At 66.1% G+C, this 23,714-nt stretch carries 22 protein-coding genes; 18 read left to right on the forward strand and 4 right to left on the reverse strand.

What is annotated here, in order from left to right:
• Nucleotides 1-28: 28 nt before the first annotated feature.
• The 13 genes from bamA (at nucleotide 29) to AC07OH_RS05425 (ending at nucleotide 14,368) form a co-directional block, all read left to right on the forward strand.
• Nucleotides 29-2,458 (forward strand): outer membrane protein assembly factor BamA, encoded by a 2,430-nt coding sequence (gene bamA / locus AC07OH_RS05365; RefSeq protein WP_495299854.1) that lies wholly within the window; start codon nucleotides 29-31, stop codon nucleotides 2,456-2,458.
• Nucleotides 2,459-3,004: an OmpH/Skp family outer membrane protein gene (locus AC07OH_RS05370; RefSeq protein WP_489056903.1), complete on the forward strand. Its 546-nt coding sequence runs from the start codon at nucleotides 2,459-2,461 to the stop codon at nucleotides 3,002-3,004.
• A gap of 14 nt (nucleotides 3,005-3,018) precedes the next feature.
• Nucleotides 3,019-3,996, forward strand: a complete 978-nt coding sequence (gene lpxD, locus AC07OH_RS05375) for a UDP-3-O-(3-hydroxymyristoyl)glucosamine N-acyltransferase (RefSeq protein WP_495299855.1) — start codon at nucleotides 3,019-3,021, stop codon at nucleotides 3,994-3,996.
• A complete protein-coding gene (fabZ, locus tag AC07OH_RS05380; protein WP_255221048.1) occupies nucleotides 3,993-4,475 on the forward strand; it encodes a 3-hydroxyacyl-ACP dehydratase FabZ in 483 nt (160 codons plus the stop codon). The genes lpxD and fabZ overlap by 4 nt, the downstream gene beginning before the upstream one ends.
• A 25-nt stretch (nucleotides 4,476-4,500) precedes the next feature.
• Nucleotides 4,501-5,289 carry an acyl-ACP--UDP-N-acetylglucosamine O-acyltransferase gene (gene lpxA / locus AC07OH_RS05385; protein WP_495299856.1) on the forward strand — a complete coding sequence of 263 codons (789 nt, stop codon included), beginning with the start codon at nucleotides 4,501-4,503 and terminating at the stop codon, nucleotides 5,287-5,289.
• Nucleotides 5,290-5,299: 10 nt separating this feature from the next.
• Nucleotides 5,300-6,448: a lipid-A-disaccharide synthase gene (gene lpxB / locus AC07OH_RS05390; protein ID WP_495299857.1), complete on the forward strand. Its 1,149-nt coding sequence runs from the start codon at nucleotides 5,300-5,302 to the stop codon at nucleotides 6,446-6,448.
• Nucleotides 6,420-7,151, forward strand: coding sequence for a ribonuclease HII (rnhB, locus tag AC07OH_RS05395; protein ID WP_495299858.1), 732 nt, complete (start codon nucleotides 6,420-6,422; stop codon nucleotides 7,149-7,151). The genes lpxB and rnhB overlap by 29 nt, the downstream gene beginning before the upstream one ends.
• A gap of 7 nt (nucleotides 7,152-7,158) precedes the next feature.
• On the forward strand, nucleotides 7,159-7,944 hold the full coding sequence (locus tag AC07OH_RS05400; protein ID WP_495299859.1) for a TrmH family RNA methyltransferase: 786 nt from the start codon (nucleotides 7,159-7,161) through the stop codon (nucleotides 7,942-7,944).
• 142 nt (nucleotides 7,945-8,086) lie between these two features.
• Entirely contained in the window at nucleotides 8,087-9,271 is a 1,185-nt protein-coding gene (gene carA, locus AC07OH_RS05405; protein WP_495299860.1) for a glutamine-hydrolyzing carbamoyl-phosphate synthase small subunit, read from the forward strand.
• Nucleotides 9,264-12,512 (forward strand): carbamoyl-phosphate synthase large subunit, encoded by a 3,249-nt coding sequence (gene carB / locus AC07OH_RS05410; RefSeq protein WP_495299861.1) that lies wholly within the window; start codon nucleotides 9,264-9,266, stop codon nucleotides 12,510-12,512. The genes carA and carB overlap by 8 nt, the downstream gene beginning before the upstream one ends.
• 15 nt (nucleotides 12,513-12,527) lie before the next feature.
• Nucleotides 12,528-13,397 carry a Kdo hydroxylase KdoO gene (kdoO, locus tag AC07OH_RS05415; protein ID WP_495299862.1) on the forward strand — a complete coding sequence of 290 codons (870 nt, stop codon included), beginning with the start codon at nucleotides 12,528-12,530 and terminating at the stop codon, nucleotides 13,395-13,397.
• 66 nt (nucleotides 13,398-13,463) lie between these two features.
• The gene (greA, locus tag AC07OH_RS05420) at nucleotides 13,464-13,940 is read left to right on the forward strand and encodes a transcription elongation factor GreA (RefSeq protein ID WP_489056894.1); all 477 of its coding nucleotides are present in this window, start codon (nucleotides 13,464-13,466) and stop codon (nucleotides 13,938-13,940) included.
• A 5-nt stretch (nucleotides 13,941-13,945) separates the two neighbouring features.
• On the forward strand, nucleotides 13,946-14,368 hold the full coding sequence (locus tag AC07OH_RS05425) for a DUF4149 domain-containing protein (protein WP_495299863.1): 423 nt from the start codon (nucleotides 13,946-13,948) through the stop codon (nucleotides 14,366-14,368).
• A gap of 37 nt (nucleotides 14,369-14,405) precedes the next feature.
• Here AC07OH_RS05425 and AC07OH_RS05430 read toward each other — a convergent pair whose 3' ends face one another.
• A complete protein-coding gene (locus AC07OH_RS05430) occupies nucleotides 14,406-15,125 on the reverse strand; it encodes a glycosyltransferase (RefSeq protein WP_167395020.1) in 720 nt (239 codons plus the stop codon).
• 41 nt (nucleotides 15,126-15,166) lie between these two features.
• Nucleotides 15,167-15,646 (reverse strand): YhbY family RNA-binding protein, encoded by a 480-nt coding sequence (locus tag AC07OH_RS05435; RefSeq protein WP_062471564.1) that lies wholly within the window; start codon nucleotides 15,644-15,646, stop codon nucleotides 15,167-15,169.
• Between the two features lie 33 nt (nucleotides 15,647-15,679).
• Between AC07OH_RS05435 and AC07OH_RS05440 the strand changes: the two genes are divergently transcribed.
• The 5 genes from AC07OH_RS05440 (at nucleotide 15,680) to AC07OH_RS05460 (ending at nucleotide 21,184) form a co-directional block, all read left to right on the forward strand.
• Nucleotides 15,680-16,348 carry an RlmE family RNA methyltransferase gene (locus AC07OH_RS05440; RefSeq protein WP_495299864.1) on the forward strand — a complete coding sequence of 223 codons (669 nt, stop codon included), beginning with the start codon at nucleotides 15,680-15,682 and terminating at the stop codon, nucleotides 16,346-16,348.
• A 166-nt stretch (nucleotides 16,349-16,514) separates the two neighbouring features.
• The gene (ftsH, locus tag AC07OH_RS05445) at nucleotides 16,515-18,431 is read left to right on the forward strand and encodes an ATP-dependent zinc metalloprotease FtsH (RefSeq protein WP_489056891.1); all 1,917 of its coding nucleotides are present in this window, start codon (nucleotides 16,515-16,517) and stop codon (nucleotides 18,429-18,431) included.
• A gap of 115 nt (nucleotides 18,432-18,546) precedes the next feature.
• A complete protein-coding gene (gene folP / locus AC07OH_RS05450; protein WP_495300960.1) occupies nucleotides 18,547-19,359 on the forward strand; it encodes a dihydropteroate synthase in 813 nt (270 codons plus the stop codon).
• The gene (gene glmM / locus AC07OH_RS05455; protein WP_492696042.1) at nucleotides 19,356-20,693 is read left to right on the forward strand and encodes a phosphoglucosamine mutase; all 1,338 of its coding nucleotides are present in this window, start codon (nucleotides 19,356-19,358) and stop codon (nucleotides 20,691-20,693) included. The genes folP and glmM overlap by 4 nt, the downstream gene beginning before the upstream one ends.
• Nucleotides 20,690-21,184 (forward strand): GNAT family N-acetyltransferase, encoded by a 495-nt coding sequence (locus AC07OH_RS05460; RefSeq protein WP_495299865.1) that lies wholly within the window; start codon nucleotides 20,690-20,692, stop codon nucleotides 21,182-21,184. The genes glmM and AC07OH_RS05460 overlap by 4 nt, the downstream gene beginning before the upstream one ends.
• 103 nt (nucleotides 21,185-21,287) lie before the next feature.
• Here AC07OH_RS05460 and AC07OH_RS05465 read toward each other — a convergent pair whose 3' ends face one another.
• Together AC07OH_RS05465 and AC07OH_RS05470 are read right to left on the reverse strand one after the other, a co-directional pair.
• Nucleotides 21,288-22,565, reverse strand: a complete 1,278-nt coding sequence (locus AC07OH_RS05465) for an acyl-CoA dehydrogenase family protein (protein WP_492678849.1) — start codon at nucleotides 22,563-22,565, stop codon at nucleotides 21,288-21,290.
• 34 nt (nucleotides 22,566-22,599) lie between these two features.
• A complete protein-coding gene (locus tag AC07OH_RS05470; RefSeq protein WP_495299866.1) occupies nucleotides 22,600-23,706 on the reverse strand; it encodes a phosphotransferase in 1,107 nt (368 codons plus the stop codon).
• Nucleotides 23,707-23,714 lie beyond the last annotated feature (8 nt).

Consider the following 23,714-nt stretch of genomic DNA (forward strand, 5'->3'; position numbering starts at 1 on the left):
GCCCTTTCCGTGCCGGCTCAATTCACAGATGAACACAAACTTCAGTCGCTTTCGCCTGCGTAGCGTTGCCGCGGTGGTGGCCAGCGCGCTGGCAGCCACGGCCGCCTGGGCCGTCGAGCCTTTCACGGTGCGCGATATCCGCGTCGAAGGCTTGCAACGCGTCGAGGCCGGCACGATCTTCGGGTCGCTGCCCCTGCGTGTGGGCGACACCTACAGCGACGAACGCGGCTCGGCCGCGATCCGCGCGCTGTTCGACCTGGGGTTGTTCAAGGACGTGCGCATCGACGTCAACGGCAACGTGCTGGTGGTGATCGTCGAAGAGCGGCCCACCATCGCCGACGTCGACTTCGTCGGCGCCAAGGAATTCGACAAGGCGGCGCTGCAGAAGGCGCTGCGTGAAATCGGGCTGGCCGATGGCCGCCCGTACGACAAGGCGCTGGCCGACCGCGCGGAGCAGGAGCTCAAGCGCCAGTACGTGAGCCGCAGCCTCTACAACGCGAACGTCGTGACCACCGTCACGCCCATTGAGCGCAACCGCGTGAACCTGACGTTCACCGTGACCGAAGGCGAGTCCGCCCGCATCCGCGAAGTGCACGTGGTCGGCAACAAGGCCTTCAGCGAATCGACGCTGCTGAGCCTGTTCGACCAGGACAGCGGCGGCTTCATGAGTTGGTACACCAAGTCGAACCAGTACTCGCGCGCCAAGCTCAACGCCGACCTCGAGACGCTGAAGAGCTACTACATCACCCGCGGTTACCTCGAGTTCCGCATCGATTCGACCCAGGTCGCCATTTCGCCGGACCGCAAGGACCTGAGCGTCACGGTGAACATCACCGAAGGCGAGAAGTTCGTGGTGGCGGGCATCAAGCTCGATGGCAACTACCTCGGCCGTGACGACGAGTTCAAGTCGCTCATCACCATCAAGCCCGGCGAGCCCTACAACGGCGAGCAGGTCACCGAGACCACCAAGGCCTTCAGCGACTACTTCGGCACCTTCGGCTACGCCTTCGCCCGTGTGCAGGCGCGCCCGGATATCGACCGCGTGAACAATCGCGTCACGCTGACGCTGCAGGCCGAGCCCGCGCGCCGCGTGTACGTGCGACGCGTGTCGGTCGGTGGCAACAACAAGACCCGCGACGAAGTGATTCGCCGCGAGTTCCGTCAGTTCGAAGCCTCGTGGTACGACGGCGACAAGATCAAGGTCTCGCGCGACCGTGTGGACCGCCTGGGCTTCTTCACCGAAGTGAACGTCGAGACCCAGGAAGTGCCGGGTTCGCCCGACCAGGTCGACCTGACCGTCAACGTGGCCGAGAAGCCCACCGGCACGCTGCAGCTGGGCGCCGGCTACTCGAGCGCCGAAAAGGTCGCGCTGACCTTCGGCATCTCGCAAGAGAACGTGTTCGGCTCGGGCAACTTCCTGGGCGTGCAGGTCAACACAAGCAAGTACAACCGCACGCTGTCGCTGACCACCACCGATCCGTACTTCACGAAGGATGGCATCTCGCGCACGATCAGCGTCTACCACACCACGACGCGTCCGTACTCCACGAGCGAAGACGGCGACTACAAGCTGGTGAACCAGGGTGCAGCGATCCGTTTCGGCGTGCCGTTCAGCGAACTCGACACCGTCTTCTTCGGCGTCGGCCTGGAACGCTATGCGTTCGACCCGAACCGCTCGGCACTCGCCGGCCTCACCACGCCGCAGTCGTACCTCAACTACTTCCAGTGCGCGAGGGACGCGACCGGCTGGTTCGTCACGGGCTGCGACCAGAAGAGCGTCTGGGGGGTGCCTCTGACCGTGGGCTGGGGCCGCGACAGCCGCGACAGCGCGCTGGTCCCGACCACCGGCCGCCTGCAGCGTGCCAATCTCGAGCTGGGCGTGGGCGGGGACATGAAGTACCTCAAGAGCAGCTACCAGTACCAGCAGTTCTTCGCGATCAACAAGCAGTACACCTTCGCCATCAACGGCGAGGTTGGCTATGCCAAGGCGTTCGGCGGCAAGACGTACCCGATCTTCAAGAACTTCTACGCCGGTGGCCTGGGTTCGATCCGCGGCTTCGAGCAGAACTCGCTGGGCCCGCGCGACCAGCCGCTGCTCGGCCAGACCGAAGGCGCGGCACTGGGCGGCACCAAGAAAGCCATCTTCAACGCCGAGCTGAGTACGCCGTTCCCCGGTGCCGGCAACGACCGCACGCTGCGCCTGTACGGCTTCTTCGACGTCGGCAATGTGTTCGGTTCCCGTGCACCCAACGTGACGGACGAACAGTGGAAGGCCCAGAAGAAGCTGCGCGCCTCGGTCGGCCTTGGCATCAGCTGGATCTCGCCGCTGGGCCCGCTGCGCCTGGCGTATGCCTTCCCCGTCAAGTCCCAGAAGGAAGTGCTGAATGAACAAGGCTTCGTCGTGATCCCGAAGGATAGAATTCAGCGCCTCCAATTCCAGATCGGAACGTCTTTCTAAATGAAGCAATTGATTCGTGCCGCAGCCGGCGCGTTCCTGATTCCCGCTTTTGCCCTGGTGGCTGCGCCCGCGCAGGCCCAGGAAAGCTTTCGCATCGGTTTCGTGAACCCCGACCGCGTGCTGCGTGAAGCGCAGCCGGCCAAGGCCGCGCAAGCCAAGCTCGAGGCCGAGTTCCTCAAGCGCGAAAAGGACCTGACCGTGCAGGGCGAAGCGCTGAAGACGGCGTCTGAGAAGTTCGAGCGCGAGGCACCGACCCTGTCGGAAAGCCAGCGCGCCTCGCGCCAGCGTTCGCTGGTCGACCAGGACCGCGACTTCCAGCGCAAGCGCCGCGAGTTCCAGGAAGACCTGAACGCGCGCAAGAACGAAGAGCTTCAGCAGGTCTATGAGCGCGCCAACCGTGTGGTCAAGCAGGTCGCTGAAACCGAAAAGTACGACGCCATCCTCCAGGAAGCGATCTACATCAACCCGAAGCACGACATCACGGACAAGGTGATCAAGGCGCTGAACGCGTCGGTCGGCTCCTCTGCGCCTGCGGCCGGCAAGTAACGCCGCGAACCGGCGTGTCGCTGCAGCTCGGAGCCATCGTTGACGCCCTCGGGGGCGAGCTTCATGGAGATGCCACGCTGTCCATCGAGCGGCTCGCGCCGCTGCAGAATGCACAGCCCGATGCGCTCAGTTTCCTGAGCCATCCCAAATACCAGCAGGAACTGGCCGCCTCCAAGGCAGCCTGTGTCATCGTGTCGACCGCCATGCGCGAGGCCGCCGCGGCGCGTGGCGCCTACATCGTCACGCCCGACCCGTACTACTACTTTGCGCGCCTGACGCAGCTGTGGAAAGCGCACCATGCGCGCCCGGAAGCCGATCGCATCCATCCCTCCGCCGTGATCCATCCCGAAGCCCATGTCGACGTCACCGCGCGCATCGGTGCGCTGTGCGTGGTGGAGCGGGGCGCGCGCATCGGCGCGGACACGGTGCTGAAGTCGCGCGTCACTGTGAGCGAAGACTGCGTCATCGGCGACCGCTGCCTGCTGCATCCCGGCGTGGTGATCGGGGCCGACGGCTTCGGCCTCGCGCCGCACCAGGGCGCCTGGGTCAAGATCGAGCAGCTGGGCGCGGTGCGCATCGGCAACGACGTCGAGATCGGTGCCAACACCTGCATCGACCGCGGCGCGCTCGACGACACCGTGATCGAAGACGGCGTGAAGCTCGACAACCTGATCCAGATCGGCCACAACGTGCGCGTCGGCAAGCACACGGCGATGGCGGGCTGCGTCGGCGTGGCCGGCAGCGCCACCATCGGCGCTCACTGCACCTTTGGCGGCGGTGCCATCGTGCTGGGCCACCTCACGGTGGCCGACGGCGTGCATGTGTCGGCGGCGACCGTGGTGACACGCTCTATCCGCAAGGCCGGCCAGTACACCGGCATGTTTCCGATCGATGACAATGCGAACTGGGAAAAGAATGCGGCAACACTCAAGCAGTTGCACAGCCTGCGCGAACGACTGAAGGCGCTGGAAAAAGCCCCCTCGAAACAATGACGACGATGCAGGAACAGAACACCATGACGGACACGACGCTCGATATCCACCAAATTCTCAAGTTGCTGCCGCATCGCTACCCGTTTCTGCTGGTGGACCGGGTGTTGAGCATGGAAAAGGGCAAGCGCATCACGGCCCTCAAGAACGTGACGATGAACGAGCCTTTCTTCAACGGCCACTTCCCGCACCGTCCGGTGATGCCGGGCGTGCTGATGCTCGAAGCCATGGCGCAGGCCGCGGCGCTGCTGTCGTTCCGTTCGCTGGACATCGTGCCCGACGACAACACGGTCTACTACTTTGCGGCCATCGACGGCGCGCGCTTCAAGCGCCCCGTGGAGCCGGGCGACCAGCTCACGCTGGAAGTCGAGATCGAGCGCATGAAGGCCGGCATCTCGAAGTTCAAGGGCCGCGCGCTCGTGGGCAGCGAACTGGCGTGCGAAGCCTCGCTGATGTGCGCCATGCGCCAGATCAACAGCTGATCCGGCGCATCGTCTCTTGCAAGGCATGACCCAGGTTCATTCGACCGCGATCGTCGACCCGAAGGCCCAGCTCGACGCCTCGGTGTCGGTCGGTCCGTACACCGTGATCGGCCCGCACGTGCGGATCGGCGCGGGCACCACCATCGGCCCGCACTGCGTGATCGAGGGGCGCACCACCATCGGCCGCGACAACAGGATCTTCCAGTTCTCGTCGCTCGGTGCGATTCCCCAGGACAAGAAGTACGCGGGCGAGCCGACCGAGCTCACCATCGGCGACCGCAACGTGATCCGCGAGTTCTGCACCTTCAACCTCGGCGTGCCCGGGGCGGGGGGCATCACGCGTGTCGGCAACGACAACTGGATCATGGCGTACACGCACATCGCGCACGACTGCCGGGTCGACAACCACACCACGCTGTCCAACAACACCACGCTGGCAGGGCATGTGCACCTCGCCGACTGGGTCACCATTGGCGGCCTGACCGGCATCCACCAGTTCGTGTCCATTGGCGCCCATGCCATGGTCGGCTTCGCGAGCGCAGTGACGCAGGACGTACCGCCCTTCATGCTGGTCGACGGCAATCCACTGGCGGTTCGCGGCTTCAACGTCGTGGGCCTGCGCCGGCGCGATTTCTCGGCGCAGCGGCTCGCGGCGGTCAAGCAGATGCACCGTCTGCTGTACCGGCAGGGCAAGACGCTCGAAGAGGCACGCGCCGGCATTGCCGCGCTCACGGCGGAAATGCCCGAAGCCGCCGGCGATGTCGCGCTGATGGAGGCCTTCCTCGCTCATTCAACGCGCGGCATCGCGCGCTGACATGGGCGCGATGAGCACGAACGAACAGCGCCGCTTCGCGCTGGTCGCGGGCGAAGCGTCTGGCGACCTGCTCGCCGGCTTGCTGCTCGATGGCCTCGAGGCCCGCTGGCCTGCCTTGCAGACCGTCGGCATCGGCGGCCCGCGCATGCTGGCCCATGGCTTCCAGAGCTGGTGGCCGCAGGAAAAGCTGGCCGTACGCGGCTACATCGAGGTGCTTCGGCACTACGCCGAGATCGCCGGCATCCGCCGCCAGCTCAAGGCCCGGCTGCTGCGCGAGCGCCCCGAGCTGTTCATCGGCGTCGACGCACCCGATTTCAACCTCGACCTCGAAGCCGGCCTGCGCAGCGAGGGCATCAAGACCGTCCACTTCGTCTGCCCCTCGATCTGGGCCTGGCGCGCCGACCGCATCGACAAGATCCGCGCCGCCGCCGACCACGTGCTGTGCATCTTCCCGTTCGAGCCCGAACTGCTCGAAAAGCAGGGCGTGGCCGCGAGCTACGTGGGCCATCCGATTGCCAACGTGATCCCGATGACGCCCGACCGCGCCGCCGCCCGCGCCGCACTGGGGGTGGACCCCGAGGCGCAGGTCGTTGCGCTGCTGCCTGGCAGCCGGCGTTCCGAGATCCGTTACCTCGCGGCCCGCTTCTTCGCGGCCGCGGCGCTGATGCAGAAGGCCAAGCCGAAGCTGCAGTTCATCGCGCCGATCCTGCCGGGGTTGCGCGCCGAGGTCGAAAGCCTGCTGCAGGCCGCCGGCATGGCAGGGCGAGTGACGCTGCTCGACGGCCAGTCGCATGCCGCGCTCGCCGCCTGCGACGTCACGCTGATCGCCAGCGGCACGGCTACGCTCGAGGCTGCGCTGTTCAAGCGGCCGATGGTCATCGCCTACAACATGAACGGGCTCTCGTGGCGCCTCATGCAGCGCAAGCAGCTGCAGCCCTGGGTCGGGTTGCCGAACATCCTGTGCCGCGAGTTCGTGGTGCCCGAGTTGCTGCAGGAAGCCGCCTCGCCCGAGGCCCTGGCCAACGCCACGCTCGAATGGCTCGACGTGCCCGCGAAGACGCAGGCGCTGCAACAAAGATTTTCAGCGCTGCATGTGCAATTGCAGCGCGACACGCCCACACTGTGCGCCGATGCGATCCAGAAAGTTCTTGAAGGCTGAGCAGGCCCCGCTGGTGTGGGACGCGCCCGGCTTGATGGCGGGCGTCGACGAGGCAGGGCGCGGGCCACTGGCCGGCCCCGTGGTGGCTGCGGCCGTGATCCTTGACGACTTGCGCCCGATCCGCGGCCTGGCCGACTCCAAGACGCTCACGGCGCTGCAGCGCGAACGCCTGCACGACCAGATCCTCGCCAAGGCGCTGTGCTGCTCCATCGCCCAGGCCTCGGTCGAGGAGATCGACAGCCTCAACATCCTGCAGGCCACCATGCTCGCGATGCGTCGCGCGGTCGAAGGCCTGCGGCTCAAGCCCGTCAAGGTGCTGGTGGACGGCAACCGGCTGCCCCGGCTCGACGTGCTGGCCGAGGCCATCGTCAAGGGCGATGCGCGGGTCAAGGCGATCTCGGCCGCATCCATCCTGGCCAAGGTGCACCGCGACCGGCTCTGCACGCAACTGCACGACGAATTTCCGCACTACGGCTTCGCCGGTCACAAGGGCTACGGCACGCGCGAGCACCTTGAGGCGCTCCAGCGTCACGGCGCCTGCGTGCACCACCGCCGCTCGTTCAGCCCGGTGGCGGCGGCGCTGGCGCGCACGGCCGCTGCAACGTCAGGCGTCAACGTCATGGCCGGCGAGGTTTCGGTCGCCCACGTGATCGGCGCCGCCGAGAACCACAGCGCACGCCTCGATCCGCGCGCCGCCCTCTGAGCCTGCCATGACCACCGACACCGGCCCGAGCCACATCAGCTCGCGCGACAACCCCTTGCTCAAGGATCTGCGCAAGCTCGCGCAAGACCCGGGCGCCTATCGCAAGCTCGGCCGGCTCTGGCTCGAAGGCGATCACCTATGCCGCGCGGCGCTGGCCCGCGGCGTCCGGCCGGCAGTGGCCGTGTTTTCAGAAGCGTTTTGGCCCTCGGCGCCCGCCGAATGGGTACAGAGCGCTATCAAAACGGTAGTAGTCGCCGACGACCTGCTGCGCGCAGTGAGTGGCCTGGAGTCGCCCGCGCCGATGGGCTTCGTGCTCGAGCTGCCGCCGCGACCCGAAATCCTGCCCGACGCGCCGAGCGTGGTGCTCGACCGCCTGCAGGATGCCGGCAATGCCGGCTCGATCCTGCGCAGCGCGGCGGCTTTCGGTTTCACCCAGGTGATCGCGCTCAAGGGCACGGCCGCGCTGTGGGCGCCGAAGGTGCTGCGCGCCGGCATGGGGGCCCACTTCGGCCTGCGGTTGGTCGAAGGCGTGGACATCGACGCGCTCGATGCGCTGCGGGTGCCGCTGGTTGCCACGAGTTCACACCGGGGCGAATGGCTGCACAAGGCCGAATTGCCGCACCCTTGCGCCTGGCTGATGGGGCACGAAGGGCAGGGCGTCTCGGCCGCGCTGGAAGCCCGAGCGAGCCACCACATCCGCATCGCGCAGCCGGGCGGCGAGGAGTCGCTCAACGTGGCGGCGGCTGCCGCCATCTGCCTGCACGCAAGCGGAGCAGCCCTGCAGGCCAAATAACACACCCAGTCCGAGCTACAATCGGGGGCTTACTCGCAAATCAGCGTCGCCCGGCCGCCTTCAACGCCAAAATCCCCTTAAGCAGCAGTCCGCAGGCAACGCGCCTGGGGCTCCGGGCGACCGTAACCATCCGGAGAACCCAGTGCTTTTGTCTCTCAAGGGAAGTTTCCCGCCCGCCATCCTGGCGCTCGCAGACGGCACGGTCTTTCTCGGCAACTCGATCGGAGCCGCCGGCTCCACGACCGGTGAAGTGGTGTTCAACACCGCGATGACCGGTTACCAGGAAATCCTCACCGACCCCAGCTACTGCCAGCAGATCGTCACCCTGACGTATCCGCACATCGGCAACTACGGCGTCAACGGCGAGGACATCGAAGCCGACAAGATCCATGCCGCAGGCCTGATCATCAAGGACCTGCCCCTCGTCGCGTCCAACTTCCGCAAGACCGCCACGCTGACCGAGTACCTCGTGTCCGGCCACACGGTGGCCATTGCGAACATCGACACCCGCAAGCTCACGCGCCACCTGCGCACCCACGGCGCGCAGAACGGCTGCATCCTGGGCCTGGCCGCGGGCGAGACCGTGACGCAGGCGCTGATCGACAAAGCCATCGCCGCCGCCAAGGCCGCGCCGAGCATGGCCGGCCTCGACCTGGCCAAGGTGGTGTCGGTCACGCAGACCTACGAATGGACCGAAACCGAGTGGAAGCTCGGCGCGGGCTACGGCGTGCAGATCACGCCCAAGTTCCACGTTGTCGCCTTCGACTACGGCGTCAAGAAGAACATCCTTCGCATGATCGCGCAGCGCGGCGCACGCATCACCGTGGTGCCGGCGCAAACGCCCGCGGCCGACGTGCTCAAGCTCAAGCCCGATGGCATCTTCCTGGCCAACGGCCCCGGCGACCCGCAGCCCTGCGACTACGCCATCAGCGCCGTCAAGGAACTGATCGAGACCGGCATTCCCACCTTCGGCATCTGCCTGGGCCACCAGATCATGGCGCTCGCCTCGGGCGCCAAGACCTTCAAGATGAAGTTCGGCCACCACGGCGCGAACCATCCGGTGAAGGACCTGGACAACGGCCGCGTGAGCATCACCAGCCAGAACCACGGCTTTGCAGTCGACGAGAAGTCGCTGCCGGCCAACCTGCGTCCCACCCACATCAGCCTGTTCGACAACACGCTGCAGGGCCTGGCGCGCACCGACAAGCCCGCGTTCTGCTTCCAGGGCCACCCGGAAGCCTCGCCGGGCCCGCACGACATCGGCTACCTGTTCGATCGCTTCACGGCACTCATGGAAAAGCACAAGACGGAGCACAAGAATGCCTAAGCGCACCGACCTCAAATCGATCCTCATCATCGGCGCCGGCCCGATCATCATCGGCCAGGCCTGCGAGTTCGACTACTCCGGCGTGCAGGCCTGCAAGGCGCTGCGCGAAGAGGGCTACAAGGTCATCCTGATCAACAGCAACCCCGCGACGATCATGACCGACCCGGCCACGGCCGACGTCACCTACATCGAGCCGATCACTTGGCAGACGGTCGAGAAGATCATCGCCAAGGAACGCCCCGACGCGATCCTGCCGACCATGGGCGGCCAGACCGCGCTGAACTGCGCGCTCGACCTGTGGCGCAACGGCGTGCTCGACAAGTACACGGGCGCGGCCACCAACAAGCCGGTCGAACTCATCGGCGCCACGCCCGAAGCCATCGACAAGGCCGAAGACCGCCTGAAGTTCAAGGACGCGATGACCAAGATCGGTCTCGGTTCGGCGCGCTCGGGCATCGCGCATACGATGGACGAGGCCTGGGCCGTGCAGAAGACGCTCGGCTTCCCGACCGTGATCCGCCCCAGCTTCACGCTCGGCGGCACCGGCGGTGGCATCGCCTACAACCCGGACGAATTCGAGACCATCTGCAAGCGCGGCATCGAAGCCTCGCCGACCAACGAGCTGCTGATCGAAGAGTCGCTGCTCGGCTGGAAAGAGTACGAGATGGAAGTCGTGCGCGACAAGGCCGACAACTGCATCATCGTCTGCTCGATCGAAAACCTTGACCCGATGGGCGTGCACACCGGTGACTCGATCACCGTGGCACCCGCGCAGACGCTGTCCGACAAGGAATATCAGATCCTGCGCAACGCCTCGCTGGCCGTGCTGCGCGAGATCGGCGTCGACACCGGCGGCTCGAACGTGCAGTTCTCGATCAACCCGAAGGACGGCCGCATGGTCGTCATCGAGATGAATCCGCGCGTGTCGCGCTCCTCGGCGCTGGCCTCCAAGGCCACGGGCTTCCCGATCGCCAAGGTCGCGGCCAAGCTGGCCGTGGGCTACACGCTCGACGAGCTGCGCAACGAAATCACCGGTGGCGCCACGCCCGCGTCGTTCGAACCATCGATCGACTACGTGGTCACCAAGATTCCGCGTTTTGCCTTCGAAAAATTCCCGCAGGCCGACTCGCGTCTCACCACGCAGATGAAGTCGGTGGGCGAAGTGATGGCCATGGGCCGCACCTTCCAGGAATCGTTCCAGAAGGCCCTGCGCGGCCTCGAAGTGGGCGTCGACGGCCTGAACGAGAAGACGCAGGACCGCGAAGTGCTCGAGAAGGAACTGGGCGAGCCCGGTCCCGAGCGTATCTGGTACGTGGGCGATGCCTTCGCCATGGGCCTGAGCGTGGACGAGGTGTTCGCGCTGACCAAGATAGACCCGTGGTTCCTGGTGCAGATCGAAGAGATCGTGAAGATCGAACTCGAGCTGGAAACCAAGTCGCTGGAAGACATCGACAAGGACACGCTGCTGGCGCTGAAGAAGAAGGGCTTCTCCGACCGTCGCCTGGCCAAGCAGCTCAAGACCACCGACACGGCCATCCGCGAGAAGCGCCGCGCCCTGGGCGTGCGACCGGTCTACAAGCGCGTGGACACCTGCGCGGCTGAGTTCGCGACCAACACGGCCTACATGTACTCGACCTACGAGGACGAGTGCGAAGCCGACCCGACGGACAAGAAGAAGATCATGGTGCTCGGCGGCGGTCCCAACCGCATCGGCCAGGGCATCGAGTTCGACTACTGCTGCGTGCACGCCGCGCTCGCCATGCGCGAAGACGGCTACGAGACCATCATGGTCAACTGCAACCCCGAGACCGTGTCGACCGACTACGACACCTCCGACCGCCTGTACTTTGAGCCGCTGACGCTCGAAGACGTGCTGGAGATCGTCGATAAGGAAAAGCCGCTCGGCGTGATCGTGCAGTACGGCGGCCAGACGCCGCTCAAGCTCGCACTCGACCTCGAAGCCAACGGCGTGCCGATCATCGGCACCTCGCCCGACATGATCGACGCGGCCGAAGACCGCGAGCGCTTCCAGAAGCTGCTGCACGAGCTGGGCCTGCGCCAGCCGCCGAACGCCACCGCGCGCACCGAACCCGAAGCGCTCGAAAAGGCTGCGGCCCTGGGCTATCCGCTGGTGGTGCGCCCGAGCTACGTGTTGGGCGGCCGCGCGATGGAAATCGTGCACGAGCAACGCGACCTCGAGCGCTACATGCGCGAAGCGGTCAAGGTGAGCAATGACTCGCCGGTGCTGCTCGACCGCTTCCTGAACGACGCCGTCGAATGCGATGTCGACTGCATCCGCGACGCCGAAGGCGGCACGCTGATCGGCGGCGTGATGGAGCACATCGAACAGGCCGGCGTGCACTCGGGCGACTCCGCCTGCTCGCTGCCGCCTTACAGCCTGAACGCCGACACCATCGCCGAACTGAAGCGCCAGAGCGCCGCCATGGCCAAGGCGCTGAACGTGGTCGGCCTGATGAACGTGCAGTTCGCGATCCAGCAGAAGGATGGCAAGGACGTCATCTACGTGCTCGAAGTGAACCCGCGTGCCTCGCGCACCGTGCCGTACGTGAGCAAGGCCACGGGCATCCAGCTCGCCAAGGTGGCGGCACGCTGCATGGCAGGCCAGTCGCTGGCGTCGCAGGGCATCACGAAGGAAGTCACGCCGCCGTACTTCAGCGTGAAGGAAGCCGTGTTCCCGTTCGTCAAGTTCCCGGGCGTGGACACCATCCTCGGCCCCGAGATGAAGTCGACCGGCGAAGTGATGGGCGTGGGCAAGACCTTCGGCGAAGCCTTCGTGAAGTCGCAGCTCGGCGCGGGCACGCACCTGCCGAAGTCGGGCAAGGCCTTCATCTCGGTGAAGAACAACGACAAGGCACGTGCCGTCGAAGTGGCGCGCGGCCTGGCCAAGCTGGGCTTCGAACTGGTCGCCACCAAGGGCACCGCCGCGGCCATCAGCGCCGCCGGCATCGCCTGCGAGACGGTCAACAAGGTGACCGAAGGCCGCCCGCACATCGTGGACATGATCAAGAACAACGAGATTGCCTTGGTCATCAACACGGTGGAAGAGCGCCGCAACGCGATCACCGACTCGCGCCAGATCCGCACTTCAGCGCTGCTGGCCCGTGTGACCACCTTCACCACGATCTTCGGTGCCGAAGCCGCGGTCGAGGGCATGGGCTTCATGGACGAGCTGGGTGTGATCTCGGTGCAGGAGATGCACGCGCAGCTGGCTGCTGCCTGATCGGGCGCCGCCGTCATGGAAACGCAGCTGGTCGAACTGGACCTCGCGGACTGGAATGCGGCCACGCCCAACGAGGCGTGGATCGCGGAACTGGAAGCCGGCAAGGTGCTGTACTTCCCTCGGCTGGGCTTCGAGCTGCTGCCTGAAGAGCGCAGCCTGCTGACGCCCAGCCTGCTGTCGCCCGACGTGCGCAACATCAGCCTGGACGCCACCGGCAAGCTCAAGGGCGCCGTGGGCGACGAGGCGGTGCAGCGCGCCACGGCGGCGATGGTGGGGCGCTTTCGGGCGCAGGCGCAGCAGCTCATCCATGGCCTGCTGCCGCACTACACGCCGGCCTTGCGCCTGGCGCCGACCAGCTACCGGCCGGCCCAGGTCGAGACGCGCGTGCAGTCGTGGCGCGCCGACGATCGGCGCCTGCACGTCGATGCGTTCCCGTCGCGTCCCAACTACGGCGAGCGCATCCTGCGTGTGTTCACCAACGTCAACCCCGATGGCGCACCGCGCGTGTGGCGTGTGGGCGAGCCTTTCGAGGACATCGCCAAGCGCTTCCTGCCGCGGGCCAAGCCTTATGCGCGCTGGCAGGCCAAGCTGCTGCAGGCGCTGCACGTCACCAAGTCGTTCCGCAGCGAGTACGACCACCTGATGCTGCAGCTGCACGACGGCATGAAGTCGGACATGGCGTACCAGGAAAACTCGCCCCAGGAAACGGCCAAGTTCCCGCCCGGTTCGGTGTGGGTGTGCTTCTCGGACCAGACCTCGCACGCCGTGATGGCGGGCCAGTACATGCTCGAGCAGACCCTTCATCTGGCCGCATCGAAGCAATACAATCCAGATTCGAGCCCGCTCGCCATCCTGAGCCGGCTGACCGGACGCAATCTCGTCTGATCTGTCCCCCCAATCGACCGCCGAACGGCATCGTTCGGCGGTTTCGCTTTATGGAGAACCAACTGCATGGCCACCATTCCGATCACCAAGCGCGGCGCTGAAAAACTGCGCGCCGAACTGCACCAGCTCAAGACGGTCGACCGTCCCTGGGTCATCAACGCCATTTCCGAGGCACGTGCCCAGGGCGACCTGAGCGAAAACGCCGAGTACGAAGTCGCCAAGGACCGCCAGGGCTTCATCGAAGGCCGCATCCAGGAAGTCGAAGGCAAGCTCTCGGCCGCCCAGATCATCGATCCGAGCGAGCTGGATGCCGGCGGCAAGGTGGTGTTCGGCTCGACCGTCGAACTCGAGGAAGAAGAGTCGGGCGAAGCCGTCAAGTACCAGATCGTGGGCGAGGACGAAGCCGACCTGAAGCTCGGCCTGATCAACATTTCGAGCCCGATCGCACGCGCGCTCATCGGCAAGGAAGAGGGCGACACGGCCGAGGTGCAGGCGCCGGGCGGCCTCAAGCGGTACGAGATCGTGGCGGTCAGCTACCTCTGAACCGGATGAAAGACCGCGTCGCGCTGATGCTGGCGGCCCTGTGGTGGGGCAGCCTCACCACGATCGGCTTCCTGGTCGTGCCGATGCTGTTCGCGAAGCTCGGCAACCCGGCGGTGGCAGGCAATTTTGCCGCCCAGCTGTTCGAGGCGCAGAGCTGGATCGCCATCGGCTGCGGACTGATCCTGCTGATCCATTTCCGCCAGAAGGCCGACGACGGCATGACCCAACCGGTGTTGACCGCCATCTTCCTGGTGCTGGCAGCGTTGCTGCTGGCGCTGCTGCAGCAGTACGCCGTGGCGCCGCGCATCGTGGCGCGCGACAACCTCAAGCTGTGGCATGCCGTGGGCACGGGCATGTACTTCGTTCAGTGGGCCTGCGCCGGCACGTTGCTGTGGCGCATGGGCGGCGCCGTTCGGGCGCCACGCTGAACCGGGGCGGCGACGCGCATCGCCGCCTCCGGCCTGGTTACTCTTTCCAGTGCTTGGCGACCCAGCTCGCCGGCCGGATGTAGCGGAAGGCGCGGTTGCGCCGCCCCGCCAGCGCATCGGGCGGGTTGCACTCGCCGTGGAACACCATCACACGGGCGCCTTCGGGCACGAAGGGCTCTTCCCAGTAGTTGGTCGGCCAGGTCGGGATGCCGTGGTACTTGAAGCTCGGGCACCAGGCGGCCGGCCAGTAGGCCAGCTTGCCCTGCTTGTGCAGCACGTCCGACAGGTAGGCCTGCTCGTTGCGGTATTCGGCCTGCACCTTGTCCATGTTGGCGCGGAAGTACGCCAGCACGTCGGCGTGGGCGCCCAGCTCGAAGCGGTAGACCGATGAATTGCCCGTGATCCGCTCACGCCGCCAGGGGCGGGCGTAGTCGTGAATGATCAGGAACTCGCCGGGCTGCTCGAAGAAGGCGTCCAGGCTGCCGACGATCACCACGTCGACGTCCAGGAAGAGGGCGGTGCCGCGCAGGCCGTGCAGGTCCTGCTCGAAGGTCGTGAGCTTCTTCCAGGCGCCGTCGCGCTGGCCCGGGGCCAGCTGGAGGTTGAGCGGCGGAATGGGCAGGCACGTCACTTCGGGGCGGATGCCGTTGCCGTCGTCGGTCAGGCAGACGAACTTGAAGTCGCCGCTGAGGTGGCGGCGCACCATGGCGTAGAGCCGGTTGACGTACTCGGGGCCGTACTTGGTGCCCCACTTCATGCAGAGGATATGGCGCTGGGCGCCTTGCGCTGCCACCAAGTTCAGTCCGCCTGGTTGCGTTTCTTGGCCGACAGCGGACGCTTGGCCTTGGCGCGCTTGATGGTGCCGCCAGGGGTGAGGCGCTGGTTGCCGAGCACGCGCAGGGTCTTGATTTCGGGGCGCTGGCCGCCACGCTTGCTGTACTTGACGATCTTGACGTCGCGCGGGCCGGGCATGCGGTCTTCGTCGATGACACGCTCTTTTTCGGGCTTCGGGCGCCACAGCACGAGCAGCTTGCCGATGTGCTGGATCGGGGCGGCGTCGAGCTCGTCGGCGAGCTCCTGGAGCATGGCGTCGCGGGCGAGACGGTCGTCGGAGAAGACGCGCACCTTGATCAGGCCATGGGCCTTCAGGGCCGCGTCGGCCTCCTTTTTCACGGCAGGGGTGAGCCCGTCTCCACCGACCATGACGATCGGATCCAGGTGGTGAGCTTCGGCGCGGTGCACCTTGCGCTCGGCAGGGGTAAGTTGAATGGCGGGCATCCCCGTATTATCGACGCGTACACGAACACCCTCATGAGCACCAAAGCCAAAAGCAAAAAAGTCAACAAGGCGTGGCTTCACGACCACATCAACGACCCCTACGTGAAGCTCGCGACCAGAGAGGGCTACCGCGCCCGCGCGGCTTACAAGCTCAAGGAAATCGACGAGTCGCTCGGGCTGGTCAAGCCCGGCCAGCTGGTGGTCGACCTCGGCTCGACCCCCGGTGCCTGGAGCCAGTACCTGCGGCGGCGCATGTCGCCGGGCGGGGCGGCGGTCGGCGACCTCAACGGCACCATCATTTCGCTCGACCTGCTGCCGATGGAGCCCATCGAAGGCGTGACCTTCCTGCAGGGCGACTTCCGCGAAGACGCACTGCTGGCGCAGCTCCTGGCGGTGCTGGCTGGCCGCAAGGCCGACCTTGTGGTGTCCGACATGGCACCCAACCTGTCGGGCATCCATTCGGCCGATGCGGCCCGCGTGGCGCACCTGATCGAACTGGCCATCGACTTCGCCCAGAACCACATGAAGCCCGAAGGGGCATTGGTGGCCAAGGTATTCCATGGCAGCGGGTATGACGAATTGGTCCAGATGTTCAAGGCCAATTTCCGCGTCGTGAAGCCGCTCAAACCGAAGGCGTCGCGTGATAAATCGGCCGAAACCTTCCTCATCGGCAGGGGATTGAAGGCGCTCGATACGCATTGATACCTTGCCGCAGCGTGCCCTCCAGGGGCGCAAACCCTTGTCAGCCTATGGCTGCTATAGGGAAATGTCCGCTTTTCGCAGCTTGAAAAGCCTAAAATGGGGCGCAATTGCGTACCCTCAGCGCGTATTTCATATTCCCGTCACGCGCTTTCGACTGGAGCTTCGTTTGAACAATCAGTGGTTTTCCAAAGTTGCCGTATGGCTCGTCATTGCCATGGTGTTGTTCACTGTGTTCAAGCAGTTCGACACCCGCGGTGGCGTCGGCTCGGGAACGGTGAGCTATTCCGAGTTTTTGGACCAGGTCCGCAACAACCAGATCAAGAGCGCCATCATTCCTGAAGGCGCCGGTGGCGGCGAAATCGTCGCGGTCACCAACGACGATCGCAAGATCCGCACGACCGCCACGGTCCTCGACCGCGGCCTCGTGGGCGACCTGATCGACCACGGTGTCAAGTTTGACGTCAAGCCGCGCGAAGAAGGCTCGCTCCTCATGACCTTGCTGGTCAGCTGGGGCCCGATGCTGCTGCTGATCGGCGTCTGGATCTATTTCATGCGCCAGATGCAGGGCGGCGGCAAGGGCGGGGCGTTCAGCTTCGGCAAGAGCAAGGCCCGCATGATGGACGAGAACAACAACACGGTGACCTTCGCCGACGTCGCAGGCTGCGACGAGGCGAAAGAAGAAGTCCGTGAAGTCGTCGACTTCCTGAAAGACCCGCAGCGCTTCCAGAAGCTCGGCGGCCGCATTCCGCGCGGTTTGCTGCTGGTCGGCCCTCCGGGCACCGGCAAGACGCTGCTGGCCAAGTCGATCGCCGGCGAAGCCAAGGTGCCGTTCTTCTCGATCTCGGGTTCCGACTTCGTTGAAATGTTCGTCGGCGTGGGCGCGGCCCGTGTGCGCGACATGTTCGAGAACGCCAAGAAAAACGCACCCTGCATCATCTTCATCGACGAAATCGATGCGGTGGGCCGTCAGCGCGGCGCCGGTCTCGGCGGCGGCAACGACGAGCGTGAGCAAACCCTCAACCAGATGCTGGTCGAGATGGACGGCTTCGAAACCAACCTCGGCGTGATCGTGGTGGCTGCCACCAACCGCCCCGACATCCTGGACGCCGCGCTGCTGCGCCCCGGCCGTTTCGACCGTCAGGTGTACGTCACGCTGCCGGACATCCGCGGCCGCGAACAGATCCTCGGCGTGCACATGCGCAAGGTCCCGCTGGGCCAGGACGTCAACCCGAGCGTCATCGCCCGCGGCACGCCCGGCATGTCGGGTGCCGACCTGGCCAACCTGTGCAACGAAGCTGCCCTGATGGCCGCCCGCCGCAATGCGCGTGTGGTCGAGATGCAGGACTTCGAGAAGGCCAAGGACAAGATCTTCATGGGCCCCGAGCGCAAGAGCATGGTCATGCCCGAGGAAGAGCGCCGCAACACGGCCTACCACGAGTCCGGCCACGCCCTCATTGGCAAGCTGCTCCCCAAGTGCGACCCGGTCCACAAGGTCACGATCATTCCGCGTGGCCGCGCCCTCGGCGTGACCATGAGCCTGCCGGCACAGGACCGCTACAGCTACGACCGCGAGTACATGCTGAACCAGATCAGCATGCTGTTCGGTGGCCGCATTGCTGAAGAAGTGTTCATGCATCAGATGACCACCGGCGCCAGCAACGACTTCGAGCGCGCGACCTCCATCGCCCGCGACATGGTCACGCGCTACGGCATGACCGACGCGCTGGGCCCGATGGTCTATGCCGAGAATGAGGGCGAAGTGTTCCTGGGTCGTTCGGTCACCAAGACCACGAACATGAGCGAACAGACCATGGAAAAGGTCGACGGCGAAGTGCGCCGCATCATCGACGAGCAGTACGCCTTGGCGCGCCGCCTGATCGAAGAGAACAGCGACAAGATGCACGCGATGGCCAAGGCGCTGCTCGAATGGGAAACCATCGACAGCGAACAGCTCGACGACATCATGGCCGGCCGCGCACCGCGTCCGCCCAAGGACTGGACGCCGCGCATCCCGCCTTCGGGCAGCGGCGGCAGCGGCGGCACGCCGGCCGTCACGACCGACCCGGCGCCCACTGCGGCCTGAGGTGGGCTTGCAATCAAGCAATAACGGGGCCCCTGGCCCCGTTTTCCATGGTGAGCCAGATGGTGCGGTTTGGCAGACCTCGCGCTTCAGGATTGATCTCGCGCAGCCGCGCGTGATGGGCATCGTCAACGTCACGCCCGATTCCTTTTCCGACGGTGGCGCGCATGCGTCCACAAGCACTGCGCTGGCGCATTGCGAGCAGTTGCTGAAAGAGGGCGCCGACATCCTCGACATCGGCGGCGAATCGACCCGCCCCGGCAGCCCGGCCGTGCCGCTCGACGCCGAGCTGGCGCGCGTGCTGCCCGTGGTGCGCGAGGCCGTGAAGCTGAACGCGCCGCTGTCGATCGACACCTACAAACCCGAGGTGATGCGGGCCGTGCTCGATCTGGGCGCGGACATCGTCAACGACATCTGGGCGCTGCGCCAGCCGGGCGCGCGCGAGGCCGTGGCGGCGCACCCGACCTGCGGCATCTGCCTGATGCACATGCACCGCGACCCGCAGACCATGCAGGCGCTGCCGATGCAGGGTGACGTGATTCCCGAGGTGCTGGCTTTCTGGGACGAACAACTGGCGCCCCTGACAGCGCTGGGCATCGATCCCGCGCGCATCACGCTCGATCCGGGCGTCGGTTTCGGCAAGAGCGTGGCGCAGAACTTCGCGCTCCTCGGTCGGCAGCGGGAATTGTTGGCAACCGGTTACCCCTTGTTGCTAGGTTGGTCCCGCAAGTCCTCCATCGGGGCCGTCACCGGCATCGACAATGCATCCGGGCGTACCGTGCCCAGCGTGGCAGCCGCCGTGCTGGCCGTGGACCGGGGCGCAGCGGTCGTGCGGGTGCACGACGTGCGCGACACCGTCGCCGCCCTCGCCGTATGGCGTGCCATGCGCGCGGAAGCACCGCAAGAACACCTTCAAAGAGCAACAACATGACCCGCAAGTATTTCGGCACCGACGGCATTCGCGGCACGGTCGGCCAATCGCCCATCACCCCCGATTTCGTGCTGCGCCTCGCACACGCCGTCGGCCGCGTGCTCAAGAAAACCCAGGCCCGTCCCACGGTGCTGATCGGCAAGGACACCCGCATCTCGGGCTACATGCTCGAGTCGGCGCTCGAGTCGGGCTTCAACTCCGCCGGCGTCGATGTGGTGCTGCTCGGCCCGCTGCCCACGCCGGGCGTGGCTTACCTCACGCGCGCTCAGCGCGCCAGCCTGGGCGTGGTGATCAGCGCCAGCCACAACGCCTTTCCCGACAACGGCATCAAATTCTTCAGCGCGCAGGGCACCAAGCTCGACGACGCCTGGGAGCTGGCCGTCGAGGCCGCGCTCGAAGAAGAACCCGTCTGGGTGGATTCGGCCAATCTGGGCAAGGCCCGCCGCCTCAACGATGCGGACGGCCGCTACATCGAGTTCTGCAAGAGCACCTTCGCCAACGACCTGTCGCTGCGCGGCATGAAGCTGGTGGTCGATGCGGCCCACGGCGCGGCCTACCAGGTGGCGCCGAATGTGTTCCACGAACTGGGGGCGGACGTTACCAGCATCGGCTGCGCACCCGACGGCCTCAACATCAACAAGGGTTTCGGCGCCACGCACCCCGAGGCACTGGTCGCCACCGTGACGGCGCAGAAGGCCGACTACGGCATCGCCCTCGATGGCGACGCCGACCGGCTGCAACTGGTCGATGCCAGCGGTCGCCTGTTCAACGGCGACGAGCTGCTGTACCTGATGGTGGCCGAGCGCATCGCGCGCGGCGAGAAGCCGGCGGGCGTGGTCGGCACGCTGATGACCAACAAGGCTGTCGAGATGGCCCTGCGCGCGCAGGACATCGAGTTCGTGCGCGCCAAGGTCGGCGACCGCTACGTGCTCGAGGAGCTCGACAAGCGCGGCTGGCTGCTCGGCGGCGAAGGCTCCGGCCACCTGCTGGCGCTCGACCGCCACACCACGGGCGACGGCATCGTCAGCGCGCTGCAGGTGCTGCAGGCCTGCGTGCGCAGCGGCAAGACGGTGGCACAACTGCTCGAAGGCGTCACGCTGTTCCCGCAGACGCTCATCAACGTGCGCCTCGCGCCCGACCAGGACTGGAAGAGCAACCAGGCGCTCGCCAGCGAAACCAAGCGCATCGAAGCCGAACTGGGCGATGCGGGCCGCGTGCTGATCCGTGCGAGTGGCACCGAGCCGCTGGTGCGCGTGATGGTCGAAGCGCGTGATCCGAAGCAGTCGCAGTCTTGCGCCGAGCGCCTCGCGGCCACGCTCAAGCCCGCCGCATGACGACGGCGAGCCGCATTGAAATCCGCCTGGCCGACTACCGCGATCCGCTGCAGGCTGCGGCCGTGGTCGAACTGCTCGACAGCTACGCGCGAGACCCCGCCGGCGGTGGCACACCGCTGCCGGCATCCGTGCGCGAAGGCCTGCCCGCTGCGCTCGCCGCGCGTCCGCAGGCGTTCAGCGTACTGGCCTTCGACGGCGACACGCCCGTCGGCCTGATCAACTGCATCGAAGGTTTTTCGACCTTCGCCTGCCAGCCGCTGGTGAATGTGCACGACGTGGTCGTGCGCGCCAGCCACCGCGGCCAGCGCGTGGCGCAACAGATGTTCGCGCAGGTCGAGCAGGAAGCCCGCCGGCGCGGCGCCTGCAAGCTCACGCTCGAGGTGCTGTCGGGCAATGCGCCCGCGCTGCGCAGCTATGAGCGCGAAGGCTTCGTCAGCTACCAGCTCGATCCGGAATTCGGCCACGCCGTCTTCCTGCAGAAGAAGCTCTGACCGAACCAGGCCAATGAAAATGCCGCCGACGCGCAAGGCGTGGGCGGCATGGCCAGATGAGAAAGAGAAGGGCGCGGCAATCGCGCCCTTTCTTTTGTCTGGATCAGAAGCGCGTGACAGGCGCGTCGGCGGTGGCACCCGACTTGTCGGCGGCGTACTTGCCCAGCTCCCACTTGGCGATCGCGTTGCGGTGCACTTCGTCCGGACCGTCGGCAAAGCGCAGCGTGCGTGCGCCAGCGTAGGCCGCGGCCAGCGGGAAGTCGTCGCACATGCCGCCGCCGCCGTGGACCTGCATGGCCCAGTCGATGACCTGGCAGGCCATGGTGGGCGCCACCACCTTGATCATGGCGATCTCGGTGCGCGCGACCTTGTTGCCGGCCACGTCCATCAGCCAGGCGGCCTTCAGCGTGAGCAGGCGGGCCATGTCGATCTTGCAGCGCGCTTCAGCGATGCGTTCCTGCGTGACGGTCTGCGAGGCGACGGTCTTGCCGAAGGCCACGCGCGACGAGGCGCGCTTGCACATCAGCTCGAGCGCGCGCTCGGCCAGGCCGATCAGGCGCATGCAGTGGTGAATGCGTCCGGGGCCAAGGCGGCCTTGTGCGATCTCGAAGCCGCGGCCTTCGCCCAGCAGGATGTTGCCGACGGGCACGCGCACGTTCTCGAAGTACATCTCGACGTGGCCGTGCGGCGCGTCGTCGTAGCCCATCACGTTCAGCGGGCGCACGATGCGGATGCCCTTGGCGTCGGCCGGCACGATAACCATGCTCTGCTGCGAGTGCTTGGGCGCTTCGGGATCGGTCTTGCCCATGGTGACGAACACGGCGCAGCGCGGGTCGGCGGCGCCGGAGATCCACCACTTGTGGCCGTTGATGACGTACTCGTCGCCCTGGCGCTCGATGCGGGTGGCGATGTTGGTGGCATCGCTGGAGGCGACGTCGGGTTCAGTCATCGCGAAGGCCGAGCGGATCTGGCCTTCGAGCAGCGGCTTGAGCCAGCGCGCCTTGATCTCTTCCGAGCCGTAGCGGGCGATGGTTTCCATGTTGCCGGTGTCGGGCGCCGAGCAGTTGAAGGCTTCGGAGGCCCATGGCACGCGGCCCATGATCTCGGCCAGCGGGGCGTATTCCTGGTTGGTCAGGCCCGCGCCCTCATAGCCCGAGGCCGAGGCGCTGTCGACCGGCAGGAACAGGTTCCACAGGCCCTGGGCCTTGGCTTTGTCCTTGAGCTTCTCGACGGTCTTCAGGGCGCTCCAGCGCTTGCCGGCGACCGTGTTGGCGGCCAGTTCGGCGCTGTACTCGGCTTCGGCCGGGTAGATGTGGTCTTCCATGAAGGCGAGAACGCGCTTCTGAAGCTCCTTGGTTTTGGCCGAATATTCGAAATCCATGCTGTCTCCTAGTGGGGTTAAGGGGGAGGGCTGGCTATGCCTTTTGGGCAAATTGCCAGGCCATCTCGGCCATCGGCCGTGCGCCACGGGCGGACGCCACGGCTTGCTCGCTCGATGCGGTACCGGCTTCGACCCGTTTCGCAATGCCCTGCAGGATGGCAGCCATGCGGAACAGGTTGTAGGCCTGGTAGAAATTCCAGTCGGGCGCCAGCGCCTCGGGCGTGCTGATGCGCGTGCGCTCGCAATAGCGGGCGATGTATTCGCTCTCGGTGGGAATGCCCAGTGCCGCCACATCCACGCCGCCGATGCCGCGGCCGGTGGTGGGGGGCATGTGCCACGACATGCAGTGGTAGCTGAAGTCGGCGAGCGGATGGCCCAGCGTGGAGAGTTCCCAGTCGAGCACCGCGATGATCCGCGGCTCGGTCGCGTGGAACATCACGTTGTCCAGGCGGTAGTCGCCATGCACGATCGAGACCTTGGTCTCGTCGCGTGCGCTCGCCGGCATGTGGGCGGGGAGCCAGTCGATCAGCCGCTCCATGGCCTCGATGGGCTGCGACAGCTCGCCGGCGCCGTCGGCCGACGCCTTGTACTGCTTGCTCCAGCGGCCGATCTGGCGCTCGAAATAATTGCCGGGCTTGCCGTAGTCGCCCAGGCCGCGGGCGGCGAAGTCGACCGTGTGCAGCGCCGCGATGACGCGGTTCATCTCGTCGTAGTAGGCCGCGCGTTCGGCGTTGCTGAAGCCGGGCAGCGACTGGTCCCACAGCACGCGGCCCTGCATGAACTCCATGATGTAGAAGGCGCGGCCGATGATGGCCTCGTCTTCGCACAGGCAGTACATGCGCGGCACGGGCACATCGGTGCCCTGCAGGCCGCGCATGACCTTGTATTCGCGCTCGACCGCATGGGCCGAAGGCAGCAGCTTGGCGACCGGGCCGGGTTTGGCGCGCATCACGTAGCTCTGCGTGGGCGTGACGAGCTTGTAGGTCGGGTTGGACTGACCGCCCTTGAACATCTCGACCGTCAACGGACCCTGGAAGCCCTCGAGGTTCTTTTCGAGCCAGGCCGCGAGCGCGTCCACGTCGAAGGTGTGCTGTTGGGACACCGCACGGGTGCCGATGAAACTGGAGAAGTCCTGGCTCATGTCGATTC

The organism is Variovorax sp. GW821-FHT10C12 (genome assembly GCF_059415405.1).

Excerpts from the sequence above, each read along its gene's own strand:
- carB (WP_495299861.1), top strand. The coding sequence starts at position 9,264 with ATGCCTAAGCGCACCGACCTCAAATCGATCCTCATCATCGGCGCCGGC.
- AC07OH_RS05440 (WP_495299864.1), top strand. The coding sequence starts at position 15,680 with ATGAGCACCAAAGCCAAAAGCAAAAAAGTCAACAAGGCGTGGCTTCAC.
- lpxB (WP_495299857.1), top strand. The coding sequence starts at position 5,300 with ATGAGCACGAACGAACAGCGCCGCTTCGCGCTGGTCGCGGGCGAAGCG.
- kdoO (WP_495299862.1), top strand. The coding sequence starts at position 12,528 with ATGGAAACGCAGCTGGTCGAACTGGACCTCGCGGACTGGAATGCGGCC.
- AC07OH_RS05400 (WP_495299859.1), top strand. The coding sequence starts at position 7,159 with ATGACCACCGACACCGGCCCGAGCCACATCAGCTCGCGCGACAACCCC.
- AC07OH_RS05435 (WP_062471564.1), bottom strand. The coding sequence starts at position 15,646 with ATGCCCGCCATTCAACTTACCCCTGCCGAGCGCAAGGTGCACCGCGCC.
- AC07OH_RS05430 (WP_167395020.1), bottom strand. The coding sequence starts at position 15,125 with ATGAAGTGGGGCACCAAGTACGGCCCCGAGTACGTCAACCGGCTCTAC.
- AC07OH_RS05460 (WP_495299865.1), top strand. The coding sequence starts at position 20,690 with ATGACGACGGCGAGCCGCATTGAAATCCGCCTGGCCGACTACCGCGAT.
- rnhB (WP_495299858.1), top strand. The coding sequence starts at position 6,420 with ATGCGATCCAGAAAGTTCTTGAAGGCTGAGCAGGCCCCGCTGGTGTGG.
- folP (WP_495300960.1), top strand. The coding sequence starts at position 18,547 with ATGGGCATCGTCAACGTCACGCCCGATTCCTTTTCCGACGGTGGCGCG.
- fabZ (WP_255221048.1), top strand. The coding sequence starts at position 3,993 with ATGACGACGATGCAGGAACAGAACACCATGACGGACACGACGCTCGAT.
- greA (WP_489056894.1), top strand. The coding sequence starts at position 13,464 with ATGGCCACCATTCCGATCACCAAGCGCGGCGCTGAAAAACTGCGCGCC.
- glmM (WP_492696042.1), top strand. The coding sequence starts at position 19,356 with ATGACCCGCAAGTATTTCGGCACCGACGGCATTCGCGGCACGGTCGGC.
- bamA (WP_495299854.1), top strand. The coding sequence starts at position 29 with ATGAACACAAACTTCAGTCGCTTTCGCCTGCGTAGCGTTGCCGCGGTG.
- AC07OH_RS05370 (WP_489056903.1), top strand. The coding sequence starts at position 2,459 with ATGAAGCAATTGATTCGTGCCGCAGCCGGCGCGTTCCTGATTCCCGCT.
- lpxA (WP_495299856.1), top strand. The coding sequence starts at position 4,501 with ATGACCCAGGTTCATTCGACCGCGATCGTCGACCCGAAGGCCCAGCTC.
- AC07OH_RS05470 (WP_495299866.1), bottom strand. The coding sequence starts at position 23,706 with ATGAGCCAGGACTTCTCCAGTTTCATCGGCACCCGTGCGGTGTCCCAA.
- AC07OH_RS05425 (WP_495299863.1), top strand. The coding sequence starts at position 13,946 with ATGAAAGACCGCGTCGCGCTGATGCTGGCGGCCCTGTGGTGGGGCAGC.
- AC07OH_RS05465 (WP_492678849.1), bottom strand. The coding sequence starts at position 22,565 with ATGGATTTCGAATATTCGGCCAAAACCAAGGAGCTTCAGAAGCGCGTT.